The organism is Bacteroides sp. MSK.18.37 (assembly GCF_019129155.2).
Taxonomy (GTDB): domain Bacteria; phylum Bacteroidota; class Bacteroidia; order Bacteroidales; family Bacteroidaceae; genus Bacteroides; species Bacteroides ovatus.
In genome coordinates, this window is the sequence record NZ_JAHOIB020000001.1 from 7,129,280 (window position 1) to 7,150,443 (window position 21,164).

Below are 21,164 nucleotides of genomic sequence, written 5' to 3' on the forward strand. Positions count from 1 at the left end.
AGGCTGATATTCCAAAGAATCCAGCCTGTATTTATCAATAATTAATCTCTCGGATACATCAATGTACCACATCCTAACAAGTCATACGCACCTCCGCCATCTTTCGATTGCGCTCCCCATTCCGGACGCATCTGATTTACGCCCATCAATGTATATTTCATCCATTGGGGTTCCAGATTCTTGACTCTTGCATAATGCCAGTAGAGCACTTCATGCATCGGACGCGATGTTCCCCGGGCATCCGCACTGATTTCCGTATGTACTACATTATATCCGTTATATTGCACGAAAGGAACATCCAGCATAGCCACGTTGTATTTGGCTACATATTCCGCAGCCTTTAAAATGACATTATTATTGTAACCATAGAAATCGTCTCCCTGATTGTATGTCATCTGGGCAATCATTCCCAACAGTCCGATGACCAATGTGGCATGTCCCTGGTCGCGTCCACTTTCCTGAATCTGCGCCAGACTGGCATTTTCTCCGTCAAATACATGAACAATCGTCTTTTTCAGACAGCCATTGCTATCGCCATTCAATAAATGCTCGACGGCTTCGTTGTAAATATCCCGACGATCCGAGAGGATACCGATAGACAGCATAGACGCCAAATTACACAACGGCCAGTTTGCCCAATAGTTCAACGTATGAGTGCCATGATGCCTGACAATGAAATCATGATTGGCCACATAAAAGACATCTATCATCCACTGCTGGAATGCCTTGAACTCATCAGAAGTCCAACCGGAATAGTCGCGCATCAATTCTCCGGCATTAGCAAACTGATAGCCATACAGTCCTGCGGCCAATGACATGTTGGAGTCTCCATTGATTGACTTGCAGGTGGTAGCCCACGCATTCAGAATATTGATAGAAGCCTGCGCATATTTCACATTGTTCGTAATCTTCCAGGCCAAAGAATAATGGTAAGCGGCATGAGCCTGATTGGATGCATTCGTATAATTATCTCCATCAGATTCCCAAATTGTGTTTCCTCCCCTGACTATCTTTACTGTAGGATTGGGAGTTACCGCAACATCAGGATGAGTAGATTCGTCAGCAACCGACACAGGCGAAGAAGATGCCGCAAAATGGTCATTAGTAAACAGTTTATTCCATCCATCAATCCAGGGAGATGTGCCGCTTGCTACCTTAGCTTTCACACGTGCAAGGTCTTCCGCACTATGCAATCCGCCCGGATGAATCATCGGTTCACTTTCATCCTTGATTACAATGCTGTGAGGAATATCCTCTTCACCGTTATCTGTCACCCAATCTCTTTCTATCGGGTCAATATCATCACCACAAGCTGCCGACAATGATAACAAGCTTGTGAACATCAAATAATATATTTTTTTCATACCTATTCTTTTTATAAATTAGAACTATTGCACAGCATTACTTTTATAAACCAGTTGGAGTTCTTTAACCTTAAAGCAAGAGTTTTGAGGCATACTTGCCGTAAAGCCAAGGCAAACGTCCGTCGTCTCCGTCAATTCAAAATTGAGAGTGTGAGTAGTAAGACTACTGTTATGACCTTCAAATTTCCAATACACATCGCCATTTACTTCTGATAATTCTCCGTAATTCGGTAATTCGGTCTTATTCTTACAAACCGCCATATAAGGATGTCCACCATTCACTACCACTTCCCCATAAGTTACTACCATTTCATAAGAGCCTTTTGGTAAAGTAATGTTCTGATACATCTTACCATTCGTCATTACTTTGGCAGCCTCAACAGCGTCATTATTCCAACCTGCCTGCATAGTCAATACCTGTGCATCCGTATTCAATCCTCCGACAGGCTTTGAACAGAACTGTCCATCCTGTTTGTTAAACATATTCTGCGCCGCCTCATTCACCGTCCAGTCAGCAGGTACAGCCCAAGAGTTATTATTACCTCCCTGTCCGTCTTCAAAAGGCTTCGGAGTAAAAGGAGCTTTATAGTTCTTCAAAACATAGCTTGAGATATCCGTATCATCTTCCAATATTTTCAGTTCATCCGTAGAAGTAGAAGAAAGTCTGTCTTTCGTCACGGTAACCGTACCACCGGTAAAACCATCCGGAACTATTGCGACTATCTTATCATTCACGCAGGATTCAATGGAAGCGGCGGCGTCAATACCTGCGAATTTCACTGTAACAGCATTAGATTCGGTGCCAAAGCCTGTACCGGAAATTGTCACTTTGTCCCCAGCGAATGCAAAACTTTCATTCAAGACATTGTCAGACTTCACAGAGGTAATAGTCGGTTTCTCCAACAAGGTAATCTTCAGCGTATTCTTTGCAGCTTTTCCCTGAATGCGTAGTTTAAGGTCAAACTCTCCAAATACGGTAGTTTCGGGAGCTGTAGCCTTTATTTCCTCATCCGTACATGAAGTTACAGGGAAAGAGACTTCTTCTCCGTCTATCGTACAATATAATTGCACATCTTCTATCACCGTACCAAAATTCTCACCGGTAATCGTTACTTCCGCATTGCCTACTACTCTTGCCGGAGATATCTCCGTCATTTCAGGATCAGGAATAACCGTAAAAAGCTGATCCGACGTTACAATCTTCATCTTGTTCGCTTCGATAGTCAAAGCACCACTGGTTGCATTTTCAGGAACCTTCACTACTAATTTGGTATCCTCGCAAGTAAGCAGTTCCGCAGATTCTTCCATACCGGCAAAAAATACTTTCACCAATTCTTTCGCGGCTCCGAAGTTAGTCCCTTCAATAGTAACCTCTGCTCCGGCATAGCCACGTTGGGGTGAAATATTGGAAACCGACAGAACAGGGTCTTCATTTGTCAACTGTACTATTTCCGCATCGTCATCACAAGAAATGACTAGCAATGAGAACAACAACGGTAATATTAAATATATCTTTCTCATCTGTTTCTTTGTTTTTAGAATCTGTTTATAATAACTCCAATTTCAATTCTGTTGCTCTAAACCAGCCGTTGGCGGTCATAGAACAAACAAATCCGAGAGCAACATCCGTACTTTCCTCCGTAAGTTCAAACTCAAACTGTACTGAAGAAGGGCTCATGTTCTCTACCTGATTAAACAAGTAAAAACCTTTCACCTTTTCATTCTCCTTATTAATATCAGTAACGTCAGGCAACTCATTTCCTTCAGCAACAGTTATATAGAGCGTACTCTTCTTCACTCCATACTCTTTCAGGTTTACTGTCAGACGATATTTTCCCTTCGGCAATGTCGTTGTCTGATAAAGTTTACCATTTGTAAAGTCGTTTGCTCCCCAACCGGCCTGCAAAAGCAGATTATCACTGTTCAACCCGGCCACTTTCTCTGAAGCTCCCCCATTCTGCATACTGCGTGCAGCATCGTTCACTATCCAGTCAGCCGGAAGGTAAGTTCCGGGAGAAGTACCCAGTTGCGCATCCGTCATATTAGGGTCAATCTTGAACGGCTGCCTGTAATTCTTCAAATAAGCAATCGAAACATCTCCTTTGGCTAACGGATTCAACGCCGTTCCGGCTACTACTTCAAAGCCATTCACAACGATAACCACCTCGCCGGTAGGAAACTCTTCCGGCGCGACTACATGGACTTCTGTTTCAGACCAGTTGGTCACTACCGCATTAACACCACCGAACTTCACAACAACATCTTCCTTTGCCGTACCGAAACCTGTACCTTTGATTGTCACCGTTTCTCCCGGCCTGATAATAGTAGAGCCACTCTCCGTCAGCATTTCGGAAACAATAGGCGACGGCCATATCTCATAACTTCCCACTGTTACCGAATTAGTCCATACCTGCAAGGTAATGTCACCACTCATCGCCTCTTCAGGCACTTCCACTACCACACAATTATTATTGCAGGACAATACCTTATCCGCCAGTATTCCGCCGAAAGAGACTTTTACCGCTTCTGTACGGTCACCGAAATTATGTCCCAATATCGCCACACGTGACTTCACATAACCTGCCGCAGGCGAATAGCCCGACACTTCGGGAGCAGGATATACATACTGTTTGATATTACTGTCTTTTTCGCAATTTGTAAAGACTACTGTTCCCAAAGCCAGCAGACAGTAACTTATGGTTTTTATAAATAAACGTTTCATAATCTTATCCATTTAAATAATTTATCAATATCCCGGATTCTGTTCCAAGCTCGGATTCAAATCAATCTGTTTCTGGGGTATAGGCCACAAATAATGCTTCTTCATGAAAGAATGGTTGGCAGCACTACTGATTACCACACAATTCAAGACTCCGTCTCCCGTCTGTACTTTTTCCTCTCCCCAGACGAAAGAATTCTTTGCATAACGGTTTGTAGGAGTCCCGTCCGCCGATTTAAATTCTGTTTCATAACCGTCACCACCGACAACCATACCACAACGCGAAGTGTTCAGTGCATTCTCCGCAATTCCCCAACGTTTCAAATCGTCGAAACGGGCGCCCTCCATATAAAGTTCGATGGCACGTTCGCGACGGATTTCTTCCAGCATATCCAGTCCATTATCTTCAACCAGCTTGTTGGTCAAGGCGGCCACACCCGCACGAGCACGCAATTCATTGATTCCGTCCAATTGTGTATCAGTCACTTTACCGTAACGTTCATAACAGGCTTCCGCATAGTTCAGATATACTTCCGCCAGACGTAATACCGGATAATTGGCGGATTCATCGTTTGCCTTACGGTAGGTAGGATAATTGTAAGCCTTGAATTTTGCACAATCATAACCCGCCAGACCTTTGTCCAATGTCACCGAACCCGGTGCAGGGTCTACTCCGCCATTGATATAATTCATCAGACGATAATCACGGTTCTTGAATTCGTCACCGGTTTTATGATATCCCTGGAACAGGTCGGATTTGTCAATAGGTTTACCGTCCGTGCAAAGGAACATGTCAATCAGCTTGCGGCTCGGAATCATTAGCGACACAGTATGGCTCAAATTGACTCCGCCTGTTCTTAGATTGATATCGTAAACGCCATAGAGAATAAATTCCTTATTACTGCTTTTTGTCAGTCCTGCCGGATTACTTCCCGCATCTTCAAGGTTAAACAGATATAAGTTGCTTTGATTCTTTATCTTGTCATTGCTGTTATAATTCCAGATTTGATATCCTCCTTTCTTCATTACATCGTCGCACAAAGAGATAGCTTCCTCCAGAAATTCGTTCACCTGGTCTCTGGCGGGGCCTGCCGAACCTTCAAAGTCGGTAGACGTTCCGTTGTATTTTCTCCAGGTAGCTTCGTAAAGCAGTACACGCGCCTTAAAGGCTTCGGCAGCCCATTTGCTGACACGTCCTTTCTCCGTTTCCGGGATATTCTGTTCGATAGGAAGAGACGCTATCGCATTCGTCAGATCCGAAAGAATCAAGTCGATTACCTCATAACGGCTGTTTCGGGGAGAACGCAGTTCCGGGGAATCTGTATCCATCACGGAAGTAACCACAGGCACACCGCCAAAAGCTTTCAGCAACGTAAAGTAATTGTAAGCGCGAAAGAAATAAGCTTCTGCCAGATAGGGCGCTATTTCCGACTGACTACCCGGATAATCTTTCGCTTTCTCGAACAAGATATTCACCGTGCGTATGTAAGTATAACATTGATCCCAGCGTTCGTCGGAAGATGAAATAGAAATAGTGCCACGACCTACGTCGGACGAAGTCACAAAATTGGCAGCCAGATCCGAAGAGGAATCCATAAACTCGTAAATAGAGTATTTGCCATACGGTGTGCGCCACCCCAGGAGCTGGTTATAAAAACCGGTGGCGTATTCTTTAAAGTCCGCCGGCTTTTTGAAATAGACCACATTGGTTCGCTTGTCTTGTGGTTCCAAATCCAGAAATGTATCCGCACAACTTGACAAGCCAAGCAATAAACCGGAAAGAATTGTTATATATAATTTTCTCATATCCATCAAATTTATAAAAGTTACACAATCAGAAACCGACATTTATACCGAACGACCATGTTCTGGAGAATGGATAACCGGTGTTCTGTGACATCTCTCCCATTTCCGGGTCAAACCCGTCCTTGATACTCGTTGCCTCCCACAAGTCATTGCCGGAGAAATAAACACGGACTTTCTCCAGTTTCGCCTTTCTCGTCCATACTTGCGGCAAGGTGTAGCCGACAACCAATGATTTCAAACGGATATACCGGTTGTTCTGCAACATGAAGTCATTGTTCTCATAATTCCATTTTGAACGGTCTGTATAAACAGTCAGACGCGGGAACTCTGCATTCGGATTGTCTTCCGTCCAGGTCTTTCCCATGAATTTTGAATTCTGATTGGTATAGATGGTTGCAAACGGATAGGCCATCCAGCCCTGTCTCATAATCAGTTGCTTTCCAACTCCCTGGAACAAGGCGTTAAAGTCAAAACCTTTCCACGAACCGCCAAGCGTAATACCGAACAGATAATGGGCATTTCCATCTCCCATATAAATCAAGTCACTGGAAGCACTGCCGTCAGCGGAAATAGAACGGTCGCCACTCATATCCAGACGTTTGACATCCCCCGGGCGAAGTTCCGTGCTGCCGCCTGCCGGCAAAGCCGACAACGCTCCCGTACCACCGTATTTCGCATAATAAGCGTTCACCTCATCCTGCGACTGGAAATAACCGTCCGTCTTATACAAGAAGTAAGCATTCAGCGGATAGCCATTCAATGTTTCATTCTTTCCGGCTTTGATTGTATTTGCTCCTTCCAGTTCCATCAATTTGCTGCGCGTATCGCTTACGTTCGCCGTAACAAAATAGGAGAAATCTTTGATACGATCACGCCATGTCAAGGATACTTCCCATCCTCTTACACGCAAATGACCGCTGTTCGTCTTAGGCGCCCGACCTCCCAAGAGGGCGGGATATGAAACCTCGGACAACATGCCTTTATTTTCTTTGATAAAATAGTCCCAGTTGAATACCAGCCGGTTATTCAGGAAATTCAGGTCAACACCGATATTCTTCTGCTCGACACGTTCCCATGTTCTTGTCAGGCTGATCAAACCGGAATTGTTCAATGAAGTAGAAATTAAGGATCCGGCTGGCGAGCCCAATATCGTAGTTCCTTGATTAACAGTTGACACATAGTCATAATCACCCAGTCCGGCATCATTTCCGGAACTACCATAACTCAAACGCACCTTACCAAAGTCCAGACCGATAAAAGAAGATACGGGTTTGATGAAGTTCTCTTGTGTAAACACCCAGCCCAAAGAGAAGGAGCCATAATTCTGGAAACGATAGCCGTCGGCGAATTTGGAGTTACCGTCACGACGCCCCACGAGTTCAATCAGATACTTTTCCGCATAATCATAGTTCACTTTGGCAATATACGAATAAGTACCGTTCTGGAACTTTCCGCCACTGTTTCCCTGAAGCGTACCGTCTGCCAAATTCAAGTCATACACTCCGTCATTCTCAAAGTCCTTGCGGCCGGCTGCCAATTTCTTCACTTGTTTCTTCTCCGCATTGATACCCGCCAGCACGGATATATTATGTACGTCAGCAAATGTTTTGTTGTATTTCAACAAAGCGGAATAATATTGATAGAAATAATTCTCGGCAACAGTCAGGTATCCCGGATTATTATGAGCCAGATTTGAAGGGTCTGTAGTATTCAATCCCGTTACGGTAGCGTTGACCAGTTGTTGCGCCGGATTCCCGAACCAGTCGTAAGTCTGCACCGGGGTCACCCAACGCTCACGCCGAAATTCCTCGTTCTGAAAAGAGGCCATACCTTCAAAGCTGATACCGTTCCAGATATCAACGATTGCCTTCATGTCTATGCGGGTCGTCAACGACTTCTTGTTATCCCGGCCGCCGTCGCTCGTTGCGGCAACCGACTGGCGGTCGCCCACATTGCCAAAATTGGCGTACCACTGTCCGTAAGGGTTCTTTGCGGGAAAGAAAGGCATGTCATTGCCATACAATGTATTATCCAATCCCACTGAAGGAGACTCGGTTTCTGTATTTACCAGGCTAGCTCCTGTCTCCAGGCGCATCCATTTGGCTAATTGATAGCCATAGTTCAGACGCAGGTTTATCTGTTTCTGGCCGTCGTACGCTGTAGCCAGATTACCTTGATTATCGGCATAAGCAGCCGAAATACGGAAATCGGATTTGTCCGTAGCACCGGAAATGCTCAAGTTGTGCTGATAGGAAAAACGGGTGGCAAACATCTCATCCAGACGGTTGGCATTGCCGATAAATATATCCCCATAATACTGGGTAGGATAAATACCTTCAATCCCTTGAGCCATCCGCTCCATGTTTTCCTGCGAAACCCATGCCCACCATTCGGGAACTTTTTCTTCCTTATTGGCAGCCAGCCACATCTGGGCATATTCCGACATGGAAGGTGAGAATCCCGTGATACCATTCGTATTGAAACGCATATTGAAGTTGTAATCAACGCTCACTTTCCCCTTACCTTTTTTGGTGGTAACCAGGATTACACCATTGGCGGCTTTCGCACCATAAATAGAGGCGGCACCGTCTTTCAGGACACTGATGTTTTCAATATCATCCGAGTTCATATTCTGAAAGGAATAGCCGTTCAAAGCAGGAACACCGTCGATAATCACCAACGGTTCGCCCCCATTGACGGATGTGGCACCACGAATCTGGAACTTCAAGTCTTCATTTCCCGGACGGGCGGACGAACGCGTCACCGCCAGACCCGGTGTTTGTCCCTGCAAGGCCAGACCGACATTGGTCACCGCACGGCTTTCCAACGTCTTGCCGCTCACCTGTTCGATAGAACCGGTCAGTGTAGCTTTCTTCTGCGTTCCGTAACCTACAACAACCACTTCTTCCAATGCATTATTGTCTTCTTTCAGCACGATCCTTATTTCCGGGCTATTGCCGATAGTTACAACCTGATCTACATATCCGATATAGGTAACCTTCAACTGTTTTGCCCCATCGGACACTTTCAAGCTGAATTTTCCATCAAGATCTGTTATCACTCCTTCTTGCGAACCTACGACAACGACATTACAACCAATTAACGGCTCACCATTCTGGTCTGTAACAACTCCTTTGACTGTTCTCCCCGTTTGAGCAACAATCAAGTTTTCTTCTACACCGGCATTTGCCAGAAGCAACGTACCGGATGAACCGCCTACCAACATAGCTAAAACTATGACGGCTCTTTTACTAGATAAGAAACTGGGTTTAATTCTCATAATATTAATTTAATAATTGAAGTTAGTATATTTTCATTTAAAATCAGCCGGCCAATTGCTGTTTTAACACATTCCGTACCGACTTGCGGGCAAGCAGCAACTGTCCTTCAACAGTGCGGACGGACAAAGAAAGTTTGTCAGCAATAACAGGCGAAGGCATTCCACGAAAGCTAAGTTCATAGATTTGACGGCGTTTGCCGGGAAGCCTGTTCACTGCCCGGCCATGCAATAGTTGAAGCTCATTGGAACAGACTGTTTCTTCCGTCGTATTCCGGCTTGCCTCTTGTACCTTATATATATAAGAGAGAAGTTCCGCTTTTTTATAATAGCGGCGAACTTTGTCTGTCACCAAATTCCGTGCAATAGTAAAAAGCAACGGACGAACTGTTTCCTTATTCACAAATGCCCTATGTTCCCATAAACGTACAAAAGCATCTTGCACCAAATCTTCCGCTTCATAAGAGTTGTCAATACGAAAAGTAATGTATCTCTTGATAATGTCATAGTATTGGAGATAACATTCCGAGAAGAAATCTTCTAATGTAATTGTAGTATTATTCATAGCACTCATTTTATCCGTTTCACGATACCACAAAAGTATGCTTGAAGTGTATTTTAGGATGGCAACGTAGTAACAAAACCTGTAAAAGGGGTAACATAAGGCATTAACCAAACTAAAGAGTACCCTTATCTATCATCTTATCTATTAACAGAAAAGTTATTAGCTCCTTATGACAAACTTCTTTTCCCTTAATTCTAAAGTTGTTCTGATCAAAGAGAAAACTATAAATGCAAGCTTTGATTATAAAAACGGAAGTTTCATTTATATAATTGCAAGCTTTGATTTTATAAATGAAACTTGCGTTTATAGTTTATACTTAAGCAAAAGAAAGTTTGGTATCGGAAGAAAGGAAGTTTACCTTTAATGCCGGGGAACTTATCTGTTAATACTCTGCATGACAGACAGCAGGTTATCGTACTTTGATATTCTTTATATGTTCATTCGTGATAAAGCCGTCGGTATCCTTCATCTTCACTCCATTGATTATCACATTGTCGAAAGTCACATTCTTCACGCCACGCTCTTTATCGAACCCTTTTATCAAAGAAGGATTTTCACCCAATCCATTATAGGTGATATTGCGGAAAGTGACATCTTCAATGCCACGTCCGGGCTGTTTGTCATACGTGGGATTGAAACGGACATTAATATGAAACAATCTTCCTTCCTGGATATTTTCCACACGTATATCTTCAAACAAGATTTTACGAACAAGATTCTTGTCGCCACAATCTACTGCCATACACCCCTGATATGGCAGGTCGTCCTCATCCTGTTCCAGAATATCGACATTGCGGACAGTTATATTTTCTACTATTTCACCTATGGCGTCATTCGGGTTTCCATGCCCGCCAATATTAATTGGATGGGCGATATCCGCCCAAAGAATGGAGTTCTGTAAAGTTACATTGCGGCTTCCACCATAATAATTCCAACGATGGGCGTATATAGCAATGCAGTCATCACTGTTGCGCATAAAAACATTATCTATCAATACGTCATTACAACACATCAAATCTATACCGTCACTCCAGCCTTTACAACTGAAAGACTTCAGATTCTTAATGGTCAGTCCGGTAGCCTCCCCGCCGAATACCGTATAATGGTCGGGATTCACTACCGTAATGCCATCAATCAACACATTTTTAGAATGAGTGACTTCTATTCCACGAATGGAATGATAGAGAATACCACGTCCGATGATGCGCACATTTTCCGCTTTGTCAACCAGGAGCTTGGCTTTCACGACGGCTCCGGGAGCCAGATAAACCGTGGTGTTGGATGGAATCCGTATTTCCGTATTCGGCAGATCCTTAGGCAGATGAATGCCGGGGCCGAAGTACATCACATTGTCCCGACTTTCGGTGTAGGTTTCCGTTTCCAAAGGATTGGCAAATAAATGCAGGTTGTGCAAACGGTCACCGTTGAATTCAATGGAGAGATATTGAGGTTTTGTCAGTGTGAAATATATAACGTTGGAGTTTACCGTATGCTGTATTCCTGTTGCCAACGGACGGATTTTCACATCCTGAATCAAGCCATTGTTCTTTTTCACCATCACTTCCACCGGCTCACCCATATCAAACTGTACCATCGAAGCAGACTGTACTTTATCCATATCCACATGAACTTCATACTCGAATACATCTTTCCACTCCCCACCTACTTGACGCACTTTGACGGTATAATCGTCATTATGCGGCATGCCGGTGTTTAATCCTGCCGGATAAGTCGCCAATTGGGCATTCACAAATGTTGAAAACGCAACAGCTATCGCCAATAAACATTTTCTTTTACCTGATAGAAATCCTGTCATATTCATTTCACTAAACTATTTAATATTTTAATCTATTTTATTCATTGAAGACAATTGCAAAGCTACGCCTTCCATGCCTGTAAGGTTGGTAAACTGGTAACAGAAGCTGGTAAACTGGTAACAAATGCACAAAAAAAATCTCCTTTATTGCCCACTACGAACAATAAAGGAGATTTACTCAAATATATTTCCGTCTTCTATTTATATTCCTGCTTTTCGTCTCCGGAATGCATCTCTGCATATTGGGTGGGCGTCACCCCGAACATTTCCTTGAAACATTTTGTGAAGTAGCTTGCCGAGCTGAATCCGACGCGGTCTGCAACTTCGGCCATCGTCAACCGACTTCCCTGAAGAAGCTGCGCCGCCCGTTTCAGACGAATGCTTTTTATAAAGTCGGAAGGGGTGTTTCCGGTGATGGATTGTAACTTCCGATATAAATTCATGCGGGTCATGCCTAAATCACGGCTTAATTCTTCCACTGCATATTCTGTATTATCCATGTTCTTCTCGATATATTCCAAAGCACGCTGAATAAGTTCCTCGTCAACAGAAGTGATAGTAATCAAGCTTGGATTGACTTCTATGTTTTTACTGAATTCCTGCTTCCTTTTCTCCTGTTGCTCTATCAGTTTCTCAATGCGCACCATCAACATATCGAAGTTGAACGGCTTGGACATATAAGAATCAGCCCCTACTTCATAACTATTAATCTTTATATCATCGGCCGTTCGTGCGGTCAACAGGATAACAGGGATATGCGATGTCTGCACGTTGGTCTTGACTCTCCGGCACAGTTCGATACCATCGACCTTAGGCATCATGATGTCACTGATTATCAAATCCGGATTCTTGTCAATCGCACACTGTTCCCCCTCTTCACCATCACCTGCCTCCAACACCTGATAGAATTCCTCCAATTGCTCTTTCAGGAAGGTGCGGAATTCCTTGTTGTCTTCGACAATCAACAGCCTTTTCCGGTCATCACTGTTCTCCTGTGACGGGAAAGCGGCTTCTTGCTGTGTCTCGTCCGTTCTTTCACTTTCCGCAGGATTCGATTCCACTGTTTCAAGCTGTTCCCCTTCCGGTTTTAAATCTACCGGCAGATACACAGTAAATGTAGAGCCTTGTCCCGGATGACTTTCAACTGTTACTTTCCCGCCATGCAGTACTGCATACTCCCTGACAAGATGAAGTCCGATACCACTGCCCGGCTTTTCCTCCTCCCAATTTCTCACTTGATAAAAACGGTCAAAGATATAAGGCAATTCAGCTTCCGGTATCCCGACACCCGTATCCGATACGCTTATCATTGCATATTGTCTGCCTTCTTTCCCTTCCCCGGAAAGCGACAAGGTGACTTTTCCGTTTTCTGGGGTAAACTTAAATGCGTTGGAAAGAAGATTATTAATAATCTTATGTACTTTATCCCTATCAAAATACATATAGAGTGATTGATGGGGAATCCGGCATGTAAAATCCAACTTCTTTTCTACCGCGACCGGACAGAAGCTATTATAAACAGAGGTGACAAACTCTTCCAAATCTCCATTCATCAGGAGCAATTTCTCGCCTTTCATCTCCAGTTTGCGGAAGTCAAGCAACTGATTTACCAACGTCAGAAGTTCCTGTGCATTCCGGTATATGGTGTTCAGTTGCCTATTGACCGACTCGTCCGCAATCTTGCGTTTCAAGATTTCCAAAGGTGTAATAATCAGTGTCAGCGGGGTACGCAACTCATGGCTGATATTCGTAAAGAATCGGAACTTCATCTGGTTCAATTCTTCTTTTTGCCGCTGGGCTTCTTCATGTTGCATAGCCACCAACTTCCGGTGGTTCCTCTTATTCATATATATGACAAGACCATATAACAAGGCGCAAAAAAGTACGAAATAGATGATACGCGCCATCAATGTCTCCCAAAAAGGGGGATGGATAACAATGGAAAATGAAGACTCCGGCCCCCAGAGTTTATCATTTCCGGCTGCTGATACCCTAAACACATATTCACCTGGAGAGAGATTGTTATAAACAGCCCGTCCTTGCCCGTTATCGGAAAGAACTTCTATCCACTCCTTATCGGATCCCTGCAATTGGTAACGGAAGAAAGTATGAGAAGGATTGGAGAAATTTACGCCTGAGAAATCCAGTGTTATGAAGTTCTCATCATGCTCCAATTCGATACTGCGAGCGTAATTTACCGCTTTATCGAGCAAGACACGTCCATTATAGTACGTCCCGGGAGTAATGGATGTATTGAACAGCTTCAATGAGGTGAAAACCGGATGATTCACAAATTTATCGTAGAACACATTCTCCGGATTAAAGGCATTAAAGCCGTTTGTCCTGCCGAAATAGATTTTCCCGTCTCTCGCTTTCAAAGAATGGAAATCAAATAAATCATCTTGTTGCGAACCTGTTCCGGTAGGAAATGATACGACGTGGAAAACATAATCCGCGCCTTTTTTATCAACCTTTATCTTACAGATAGAGTTTATTGTAGAAATCCATATATCATGGTTATTGTCTTCCTGTATACCTTGTATGGTAGCATTGGGGAGTCCGTCCCCTTCCTGAAGTGTATATAATTGCTTGTCAGGAGTTACAATATTCAACGCATATTGAGTGCCGAACCACAGCAGGCCGCGACTGTCATTCAGGATACAATTATATTTGTTGCTGTCATGGATAAACAGTTTGTTGGATGGTTCGTCCCGTTCGGGAATCCAGACTTGATCCGTCTCCTGATCATAGATATATAAACCATTATAGGCTCCTACTATCAGTCTGCCACTATTGTCCAGTGCCAGTGCGTCAGCCGTTTTATATTCTTTCAGTTCAGGATGTTTTTCGACCAGCAAGGTTATTTTACCGGTATTCACATCCAGACTTCCCACACCACCGTAAACACTGATCCACATGCGCCCTTTCTTATCTTCAATAATAGCGCGGATATTCCTGAAGTCCGGATCTTGCTGATAGCCTCCGCTCGGATATGAATACAGCCTTACTTTGCCTTTGTCAATGCAATACAGATTTTCCTGATAAGTTCCCACCCAGATACGCTGTTTGCTATCCTTGTAAAGCACCCAACAAATCTGATGGTCTAATTCCCTATAGGGAACAGTCACTCTCTTTGTAGAAGGGTCATATAAATGAAGCCCGCCAAGAGTGCCCAAAAGAATATTTCCCTGTTCATCTTCCGCAAAGGCACAGACATCTTCATTATTCCATTTCCCATAAGTATTCGTCCGGTTGTAAAGAGGAAAGTTATCCATACTCGGATGATAATAGCATATCCCCTGACTGAAAAGTCCCAGCCATAAAGCTCCGCTTCCGGAGTCAAAGAACAAGCTATGAATATCGTTGTGTATCGTTCCACCTGTATGCAACGGAATGTCCCTCATCCGGGTAACGGACAGATTATGGCGCATAATCCTATACATACCTTGAGAAACGCCACCGACACAAGCATTGCCTTCCTTGTCCACACAGATGGAAGTCAGTATGGTATAATTGTCCCGCGGAGTGGTAAAAACTTCCTGCCATCTCTTTCCCTGACTGCTGTAATATCCTATCCCCCAGTCCCACATTAACCAGTAATCGCCATTATCCAGCATCTTTATGACAGCACGGTCACCCGGATTCATTTTTCCTATCAGAAAATCCTCCTGACGGATGAATCGTCCTAATTCTGTATCATAACATCGTATGACGCCTTTTTCATGAATCATCCATACACAGTTCCCCTTACTTTCTACATTCTGCAATGTTCCGTAATATTCAATAAACTCATCCCTAGCGCAAATCAGCTCCAACTTTCTCTTTTTTTCGTCATACATATAGACAGAAGACTGTGGAGTAACAAACCAGTAATGTTGTTCCGAATCAATAAACATATCGGAGACTTTGGCTGTCAATCCAAAGTCCTGTAACAAGGAATCGACATTGGCAATATATCGTTCGGTTGTTAAGTCAAAAACATGAAGTCCGCCACGTTCTTTCATCCATAAGCGGTTATGCACATCAATATATTGTTCGGGAACAGCATGATGGTAAGCTATCGGATACCTGCTTCGCGAATTATAAGGAAAGCTGGTAAACTGATTGCCGTCATATAAACTTAACAAGACTGTAGTTCTTACCCCCAACCGTCCGTCGGGTATTTCAAACACACTTTTCACGTAATTATCGGGCAAACCGTCCGTCACTCCGATATGACGAAAGATATAGGGAGATTGTTCCGCATTCAGTTTCACCGAACACAAGACAGAAAACAGAAGAACAAGCAGGATATGAGGTGCTTTCATACAAATAAACAGTTGGATGACAAACTTATTTTTTAATCATCTACGTAAAGCTAGTACAAAATACCCCTTCCTGCTTTTTGTTTTAACTTTATTTAAACAAAGTTGCTTATCCACCCGGAGCCATAGAATACAAAAAGGTTGCACAATACTGATTCAATGATTGCGCAACCTCACCTATATTTTTTTATCTACTTTTATTGGAAAGTAGGCATCCTGAATCTGTACAATAATCCACCTACCATGGAAGCTACGCGGTCAGGTCTTCCCTGTTCGGAGCCATCGTATGTATCGGTACGGATACCGACTTTAGGTTCGGCATACAGATACAAAGAAGAAGCCACTTTCAGCTTTACCTGCACACCGGCATCCATTCCCGGCACTGCTCGGAACTTACCGTAACGGCGTACCAGTCCGGCCGTAACTCCCACAAAAGGAACAACATCTATCACATGATCGGGGCTGTATCCTTTTGCCAATGTGGCCAGACTCATCATATAATCCATACCCAAACCGGCATAATGAAGATTCATCTTCGACGACGTTTTGGCCTTGTACATAATTGTTCCATTTACCCGCCATGCAGATAACGGAGTGTACCATTTACCTATGCTTCCTTTTGCTTCTACACCTGCATTCTTCACCAAATCTTTGTTGGCTACGAGCAAGCTACCCAATCCAAGTGCACCGGAGATGAAGTAACGCTTGTCATCCTGACCAAACACGCTACGATTGGCTGCTTTTGAATAAGGAACAAAGCGATAGTGGAAACCTGCATTGACTCCTACCATTACGTCTTTCTGCATAAAGCCCAGATTACCTTCAATGAATTTATCTCCACACAAGCGAATCTGCGGTTCAATGTACAAACCGAGAAAATCATTCACATGCCATAATCCCTGTATGCCTGCATTAATACCCGGTTGGAACTTATGGTCTGATTTGGAAGTATAAGCAAGGTTGACACCTACCGAACCTATTAAATCAAAGATACGATCGGGATTATATCCACTCATGGTAGACGTTATGTTCCACAAGTAATCAAGACCACCACTGACACTGACATGTCTAAGTTTGCCCGCTTTAACACTTCCCGGAACTACATAGTTCGTAAAGAATCCACCCGTACCCACCAGGCGCAAACCGGAATAAGGGCTCAACCACTTACCGATAGAGACAGAAGCCTGCGGACCTAAAGAACCAAGGTTTTCAAGATTCGTCTTATTCAGGAACATTTGCACACCGATTCCCGAAGTCATAAACAGATTGTCTGCGATGTGATTGCTTGAGAATCCGTTCTTCGGACGTGCCGCACGGTCAATCGTATGATAAGTCAAACCAAAATTCAACTCTCCGAGCTGATCCGTATTGCCACCTACTCCGCAACCTCCTGCATATTTCTTATTATACACATTGAAGCGAGGTTCTATAAATAAATCCACAGAACGGTTGATACGGAAACTTCCTTGCACACCGACTCCTATTCCCGGAGCATACTTGGCGGTTTTATCCACTCCTTTCGTACCTGCCAGGTTAACTCCGGCAATACCGATCAGACTAAATATTCTGTCTTCATCATATCCCCAAAGAACATTATTGATATTCAGCAGATAGTCCGCATGCAGATCGACATGTTTAAAGTAGCCGCTTGCACTGCCCGAAGGGGTGTCTGAAAGTCCAACCGTCCCGGACAAACGCAGACCGGAAGAAGGACTGAACCATTTACCGATTCCGGCAGAGAACTGGGGACCTAATCCTTTAATCGTATTCTTGATTCCCGGAACTTTCAGTGTACTGATACCACCGGATAAAGAGATAAACATATGATTCAGGAAGGAACTTTTATCGAAATCATCGAAATGAATCTTAGTTCCCATCGGAGCAGCAGGCATATAGGTCAGACCTACCAGAACCGAACCAGCCATTTTATAGTTTCTCCAACTTTCCGTATACGCAAAACCGTCATTATACCATCCGATCCGCGGTTCTACAAACAAATCCAATGTAGAAGAAAGACGTACATTTCCCTGTAAACCGAGATGAGCGCCGTAATAAAGCTGACCGCCGCCTTTCAAATCCGGATACTTTTCGGAACGATCGCTATTGTCGCCCACCTTAGAATAACCGGCTTCTATACCTGCAATCCCTACTAACTCAAAACAACGGTTTGCATTGTATCCGTATGCCAGGGAGGACATATTCAACAGATAGTCCAGGCTGCCGCCACCCATTTTTATTTTAGAATCGTAGATACTCGACGGCAGATAACCTAAATTCACCCCTATCCGAAGTCCATGAACCGGAGTAATCCACTTTCCCATAAAGAGATGGGCGGTCATTCCCATTCCATCCTGACTATCTCCACTTGTTAACAAGCTGTATGGCCCTATTCCGGCAGAGAAAAAGAGATGTTCATTGAATTTATTGCTCTCGAACTTTTCATTTGCAGGCCGTTTCTGTAACATATATTGCAATGCACCATAATCCTGTGCCTGTAAGGTAACAGCAAGCATCAGGAAGATTGCCACTGCTACATATTTATTGTTGATTCTGAAGATATTCATCGTTTACTCTTGTTGTATATATCATTATTTAATTTTCTGCTCTTCCGGCAGCAAGTCAATAATATCACCGTCCACCTTCGCTACTTCCAATAAGGAAGGATCAAGTTCAAGGGCCTTCTCAATGCTCATAATCGCATCACCTATTTTCTCCAGGCGGTTGGCGGCAATCGCTTTTATATAATATTCGCGGGCGGTCTCTACATCTATGGTAGAAATCTTATCCCATGCTTCCTGATTCTTCTTCATTGCCAGCAGCATCACCACCTCATTGAAAGGGCTGGTAGCCGCCACCTTTTCGAAAGCATCATTATAATAACCGGCCAATGCCTGAACGATGGCCTGCAAATCTTCAGAAACCGCTTCTTCGGGAACTAATGTCAAGACTGAATCCGCTTTTGTATATTTCCCTTCGTGTAGCAAGGCAATAGCCTGATTAGACAATAACTCCGCCGGTGCCGATTTACTGACAAACGGTTCGAGAATACGTGAATCCGGAGTATCTTTCTGTATCGTTGCCACTGCCAGTTCATTGGCTGCATACGTAAAGTTATCATAAAGTTCAAGAGCTTCCCTACAATACTTTTCCCTTTCGTCGGGAGTTTTTGCTGTCGTAATCATACGGTAATATTCGAAACGGGTCAGTTCCTTCGGATTCTTTCTGTAAAGTTCTCTAATCTCGTCGTCTGTCAAGGAACGGAAGATTGAATAACCATAGGTATATTGCACCTTTCTCAATTTAGGCAAATAAGTAGCCGCAAGTTCCTTGTAGAAAGGTTTCGATTTCAAGACCCCATTCAACCGGTAAGGAGTAGCTGCATATTGTTTGATTAAGTCCTCTACTTCTTTAGCCAGTTCCGGCTTGGAGTTTTTTTTCAGCAATTCAGCTACCTCCTTCCAGGAGGCAACCGATGCATCCGATTTCACCTCCAACAGTTTACGTGTTTCCGGGTCCAGTTGTGCCAGTATACGTTCCAGGGCCTTATCCGTACGCAATTTTGCCAGACGAAGATTCGTCGCGTAAGAACCGTCCGGCGAAGCCACCCCCGTAATATGAAAACTCTTCAAAGAGGCATCCGGGTTCGTCTCAATACCACGCAATTCCTGGTTCAACCGGTTCAGTTCCACCTGATTCTGTGGATTCTTATCATCCAGGTCGGCTTTACCTACCAGGAAGGTTAAGTTTACCTCACCTTTCGTATCCCGCAACTGCATCACGGGTTTCGGAAGGTATTTCTCGTCCGTCAGGCTGAAAGCGGAGAATTTATACTCCAAGAAACGAAGCGGGTTGACCGTTCCGCGTGCAATGGAGAAAGAGTCACGATAAATGATATTCCGGTAATTTTCCATCGCCAGATGCACATCTGCACGGTAGTCATGTTGCAGATATTCTATATAGATAGAATCATGGTAAGCAATAATATCCCCCTTGCGCGAAGAAGTAGTTTTCACACGGATATAATCGTGCAAAGGATCTTTATCCATATCATAATCGTACATTCGATTTTGCGTTGTATTATAAGTATCCCCGTCAAATACAACAGGACGCATCAACAGACGCTTTTTCAGTGTCACATCATAAATGGAAGGCTGCAATACCAAGCGGCGATGTGAGTTAAACATCTCCTTAGGCACCGGGACACGGGTTTTCAGATGGAAATAATTGCCTTTGATTTCGATGTCCGTAGGTTCCGGAATCACTTTGTCCTTCACTTTGGAAGTAATCGTTACTTCGTCCAGTTCGATGACGGCATCTTTCAATACTACATTCAGAATCTGCTTTCCTGCCACCTTCACTGTTTTGTCTTCATAACCGACACATGTAAACTTCAACGAGCCGTTTTTCTCAACCAAGACACTGTAACGACCATCCTCGTCGGACATTTCTATACGTTCGTCATTGACCGGATTCAACACATTTACATTCGGAACACTTTTTCCCTGCGGGTTTGTGATATGCCCCTGCACGCGGATCCGTTGGGCGGATACATTCATACCGACGAACATCATCGCCACGAGAAGTATACCTGTTAATCTATCACGTTTCAAATTGATTTTCATTCTCTTTTCTGACTAGCTAATGTTCGTTATCGAATAATATAAACAAAGGATACCCCCAGTTTGACAGGTGCAATGGTGGTCTTACTATCGTTGACCGCACCCGGTTTCGGAGTACCCTTATCATACTTAAACTGACGGTAGCGCAACACACCCACTCCGGCAGTTGCTTCGATGTTCCAATGATCGCCCAGCACCCATGCGTATCCATAGGTCAAACCGGCGGCGTATGCATCGCCTTTGTGATGCACATCTTTTACCATCATATCAAAATTATTCACGAAAGCGGTGATTCCAAGAAAATGACTCACCATCGGACGATTTAGCCAGTAACGAACTTCAGGCTGAAAATGCGTGAAAGTCGTTTTAAAGTTGTCTGTACTGATTGGGTTCGCAGCAATCCCCATGTTTAAGGAGACATGACTACCCAATACAAATTCTGCTTCTACATTCGGACTGGCGGTCAGCCAACCCAATGCATTTGTCTTTACAGCCACCCGTTGTGCGTGCACATGTACACCACAACATAATAACAGAAATGATAACGCAGCTATTACCCTGCGACCATTTCTCATCACATATACCATCATTTATTTCCCACTAAATATTTCCCACTAAATATTTACCCACAAAAAAAGGGCTTACTGTCCATTTTATATACTACTTGGACAGAAAGCCACAAAATTAGAAAAAA

General features: G+C 43.8%; 11 protein-coding genes. All 11 read right to left on the reverse strand.

All coding sequences use genetic code 11. The annotated features are described in order from the left end of the window. Window positions 1–41: 41 nt before the first annotated feature. Entirely contained in the window at window positions 42–1,364 is a 1,323-nt protein-coding gene (locus KSX81_RS28115) for an alginate lyase family protein (protein WP_118419234.1), read from the reverse strand. 24 nt (window positions 1,365–1,388) lie between these two features. Further along, window positions 1,389–2,885: a DUF5013 domain-containing protein gene (locus KSX81_RS28120; RefSeq protein WP_118419235.1), complete on the reverse strand. Its 1,497-nt coding sequence runs from the start codon at window positions 2,883–2,885 to the stop codon at window positions 1,389–1,391. 25 nt (window positions 2,886–2,910) lie between these two features. Beyond that, window positions 2,911–4,086, reverse strand: coding sequence for a DUF5013 domain-containing protein (locus KSX81_RS28125; protein WP_181990096.1), 1,176 nt, complete (start codon window positions 4,084–4,086; stop codon window positions 2,911–2,913). 24 nt (window positions 4,087–4,110) lie between these two features. Next, window positions 4,111–5,889, reverse strand: coding sequence for a RagB/SusD family nutrient uptake outer membrane protein (locus KSX81_RS28130; protein ID WP_118419245.1), 1,779 nt, complete (start codon window positions 5,887–5,889; stop codon window positions 4,111–4,113). 28 nt (window positions 5,890–5,917) lie between these two features. Continuing rightward, window positions 5,918–9,169, reverse strand: coding sequence for a SusC/RagA family TonB-linked outer membrane protein (locus KSX81_RS28135; protein WP_118419237.1), 3,252 nt, complete (start codon window positions 9,167–9,169; stop codon window positions 5,918–5,920). Window positions 9,170–9,212: 43 nt separating this feature from the next. Next, a complete protein-coding gene (locus tag KSX81_RS28140) occupies window positions 9,213–9,731 on the reverse strand; it encodes a sigma-70 family RNA polymerase sigma factor (RefSeq protein WP_022136962.1) in 519 nt (172 codons plus the stop codon). Between the two features lie 409 nt (window positions 9,732–10,140). Further along, window positions 10,141–11,553, reverse strand: a complete 1,413-nt coding sequence (locus KSX81_RS28145; protein ID WP_118419239.1) for a glycosyl hydrolase family 28 protein — start codon at window positions 11,551–11,553, stop codon at window positions 10,141–10,143. A 191-nt stretch (window positions 11,554–11,744) separates the two neighbouring features. Continuing rightward, entirely contained in the window at window positions 11,745–15,854 is a 4,110-nt protein-coding gene (locus KSX81_RS28150) for a hybrid sensor histidine kinase/response regulator transcription factor (RefSeq protein ID WP_118419240.1), read from the reverse strand. Between the two features lie 194 nt (window positions 15,855–16,048). Further along, complete coding sequence (locus KSX81_RS28155) at window positions 16,049–18,415, reverse strand: hypothetical protein (protein ID WP_217725502.1); 2,367 nt, start codon at window positions 18,413–18,415, stop codon at window positions 16,049–16,051. Between the two features lie 24 nt (window positions 18,416–18,439). Then, window positions 18,440–20,473: a tetratricopeptide repeat protein gene (locus KSX81_RS28160; RefSeq protein WP_009039932.1), complete on the reverse strand. Its 2,034-nt coding sequence runs from the start codon at window positions 20,471–20,473 to the stop codon at window positions 18,440–18,442. A 26-nt stretch (window positions 20,474–20,499) separates the two neighbouring features. After that, entirely contained in the window at window positions 20,500–21,045 is a 546-nt protein-coding gene (locus tag KSX81_RS28165) for a DUF3575 domain-containing protein (RefSeq protein WP_004305849.1), read from the reverse strand. Between the last annotated feature and the right edge of the window lie 119 nt (window positions 21,046–21,164).